The 3,324-nt window shown below is 48.0% G+C and carries 2 rRNA genes; both read left to right on the top strand.

The features are described from left to right. The first annotated feature begins 144 nt into the window (after positions 1 to 144). Positions 145 to 3,020, top strand: a 23S ribosomal RNA gene (locus EZM65_RS15295). Positions 3,021 to 3,173: 153 nt separating this feature from the next. Beyond that, positions 3,174 to 3,283 (top strand): 5S ribosomal RNA (gene rrf, locus EZM65_RS15290). The last annotated feature ends 41 nt before the right edge of the window (positions 3,284 to 3,324 follow it).

The following is a 3,324-nucleotide window of genomic DNA, read 5'->3' as shown; positions in this document are numbered from 1 at the left end:
GGAGGTCATCGGTTCGACTCCGATATTCTCCACGAATCTAGCAATAGATAAAAGTTCATTGACATATTGAGATAAACATACAAAAAGTAGAAAGAACAAGGTTTTGCTTAAGAAATTAAGTAAAGCACAAAATAATAAAGAAAACAATAAGCAAAATAAGGGCGTATGGGGGATGCCTAGGCTCTCAGAGGCGATGAAGGACGTGATAAGCTGCGAAAAGCTGCGGGGATCGGCACACACGAATTGATCCGCAGATATCCGAATGGGGCAACCCACTATGTTGAAGACATAGTACCCGATAGGGGGCAAACCCGCTGAACTGAAACATCTAAGTAGGCGGAGGAGAAGAAAACAAAAGTGATTCCGTAAGTAGTGGCGAGCGAACGCGGAGAAGCCCAAACCAATGTTGTTACGGCAATGTTGGGGTTGTAGGACCACGATATTTGATGCGGATTGAACTGGAACTACCTGGAAAGGTAGACGAAACAGGGTGATAGTCCCGTACAGGTAAGAGAAGATATTGATAGTGGTATCCTGAGTAGGGCGGGGCACGTGAAACCCTGTCTGAATCTAGCGGGACCATCCGCTAAGGCTAAATACTCCTGAGAGACCGATAGTGAACCAGTACTGTGAAGGAAAGGTGAAAAGAACCGTGAATAACGGAGTGAAATAGATCCTGAAACCATACGCTTACAAGCGGTCGGAGCTTCTTCGTGAAGTGACGGCGTGCCTTTTGCATAATGAGCCTACGAGTTAACGTTGCTGGCAAGGTTAAGTGATTAAGTCACGGATCCGTAGCGAAAGCGAGTCTGAATAGGGCGCTTTAGTCAGTAGTGTTAGACGCGAAACCGTGTGATCTACCCATGGGCAGGATGAAGCTGTGGTAACACATAGTGGAGGTCCGAACCGGTTGACGTTGAAAAGTCTTCGGATGACCTGTGGGTAGGGGTGAAAGGCCAATCAAACTCGGAAATAGCTCGTACTCCCCGAAATGCATTTAGGTGCAGCGCTGTGGTAGAGTTATATAGAGGTAGAGCTACTGATTGGATGCGGGGGCTTCACCGCCTACCAATTCCTGACAAACTCCGAATGCTATATAATATACACAGCAGTGAGGGCTTGGGTGCTAAGGTCCAAGTCCGAGAGGGAAAGAACCCAGACCATCAGCTAAGGTCCCCAAATGTATGCTAAGTTGAAAAAACGCGGTCTGACTGCATCGACAGCTAGGATGTTGGCTTGGAAGCAGCCATTCATTTAAAGAGTGCGTAACAGCTCACTAGTCGAGCGGTCGGGCATGGATAATAATCGGGCATAAGCATACTACCGAAGCTATGGATTTGTACTATGTACAAGTGGTAGGGGAGCATTCTAACAGGGTTGAAGGTGTATCGTAAGGTATGCTGGACCGGTTAGAAAAGAAAATGTAGGCATAAGTAACGATAATGCGGGCGAGAAACCCGCACACCGAAAAACTAAGGTTTCCGCAGCTATGCTAATCAGCTGCGGGTTAGTCGGGTCCTAAGGCGAACCCGAAAGGGACAGTCGATGGCCAACGGGTTAATATTCCCGTACTACTTATAATTGTGATGGAGTGACGCAGTGATGAAAGTACCGCGAACTGACGGAATAGTTCGTTAAAGTACCTAGCTATAGGTCTGGTAGGCAAATCCGCCGGAACTGGTGAAATACGATAGTACTCGGATTCTTCGGATGATGGGATAGTGTACCTAAGGGCTGCCAAGAAAAACTTCTAAACTTAGATTATAAGTACCCGTACCGTAAACCGACACAGGTAGTTGAGGAGAGAATCCTAAGGTGCTCGAGAGATTCATGGCTAAGGAATTAGGCAAAATAGACCTGTAACTTCGGGAGAAAGGTCGCCAGCGCAAGCTGGCCGCAGTGAAAAGGTCCAGGCGACTGTTTATCAAAAACACAGGGCTCTGCAAAATCGTAAGATGAAGTATAGGGCCTGACACCTGCCCGGTGCTGGAAGGTTAAGAGGAGATGTTATCTTCGGAGAAGCATTGAATTGAAGCCCCAGTAAACGGCGGCCGTAACTATAACGGTCCTAAGGTAGCGAAATTCCTTGTCGGGTAAGTTCCGACCTGCACGAATGGTGTAACGATCTGGACACTGTCTCAGCCATGAGCTCGGTGAAATTGTAGTATCGGTGAAGATGCCGATTACCCGCAGTGGGACGAAAAGACCCTGTGCACCTTTACTATAGCTTAGTATTGACCTTGGATAAGTGATGTGTAGGATAGGTGGGAGACTGTGAAATGGCGTCGCCAGGCGTTGTGGAGTCATTGTTGAAATACCACCCTTTGCTTATCTGAGGCCTAACTCCATAATGTGGAGGACATTGCTTGGTGGGTAGTTTGACTGGGGTGGTCGCCTCCAAAAGAGTAACGGAGGCTTCTAAAGGTTCCCTCAGCACGCTTGGTAACCGTGCGTAGAGTGCAATGGCATAAGGGAGCTTGACTGAGAGACATACAGGTCGATCAGGTACGAAAGTAGAGCATAGTGATCCGGTGGTTCCGCATGGAAGGGCCATCGCTCAAAGGATAAAAGGTACGCCGGGGATAACAGGCTGATCTCCCCCAAGAGCTCATATCGACGGGGGGGTTTGGCACCTCGATGTCGGCTCGTCACATCCTGGGGCTGGAGAAGGTCCCAAGGGTTGGGCTGTTCGCCCATTAAAGTGGCACGCGAGCTGGGTTCAGAACGTCGTGAGACAGTTCGGTCTCTATCTACTGTGGGCGTTAGAAATTTGAGTGGATCTGACTCTAGTACGAGAGGACCGAGTTGGACTGACCTCTAGTGTATCTGTTGTCCCGCCAGGGGCACCGCAGAGTAGCTACGTCGGGAAGGGATAAGCGCTGAAAGCATATAAGCGCGAAACCCACCACAAGATGAGATTTCTTTTAAGGGTCGTGGAAGATGACCACGTTGATAGGCTATAGATGTAAAGGCAGTAATGTCATAGTCGAGTAGTACTAATAACCCGTAAGCTTATTGTATCAGTCGTTGCCTTGGAGTAACCTCAGGCAACGACTGGGAATTCTTTCTCCCTTCGAGTAACCTCAGGGGAACTATTTTGAATATTTATCTCAATGTGTTAAGATATTGTGTATTGTTGGTTTGATTAACAAACCACCCATGCAAAACGACCTTAAGGTGGTTATTGCGGCGGGGCTCACCTCTTCCCATTTCGAACAGAGAAGTTAAGCCCGCCTGCGCAGATGGTACTGCAATCCTGTGGGAGAGTATGTCGCCGCCTTTCTTTAAAGAATCCTCATCAGTAATGATGGGGATTTTTTGTTT

Source organism: Flavobacterium sp. H122, from assembly GCF_004959765.1.
In the GTDB taxonomy this organism is placed as follows: Bacteria; Bacteroidota; Bacteroidia; order Flavobacteriales; family Flavobacteriaceae; genus Flavobacterium.
Note: the sequence above shows the minus strand (reverse complement) of the source record. Positions and strands in the feature narration are given on the sequence as shown.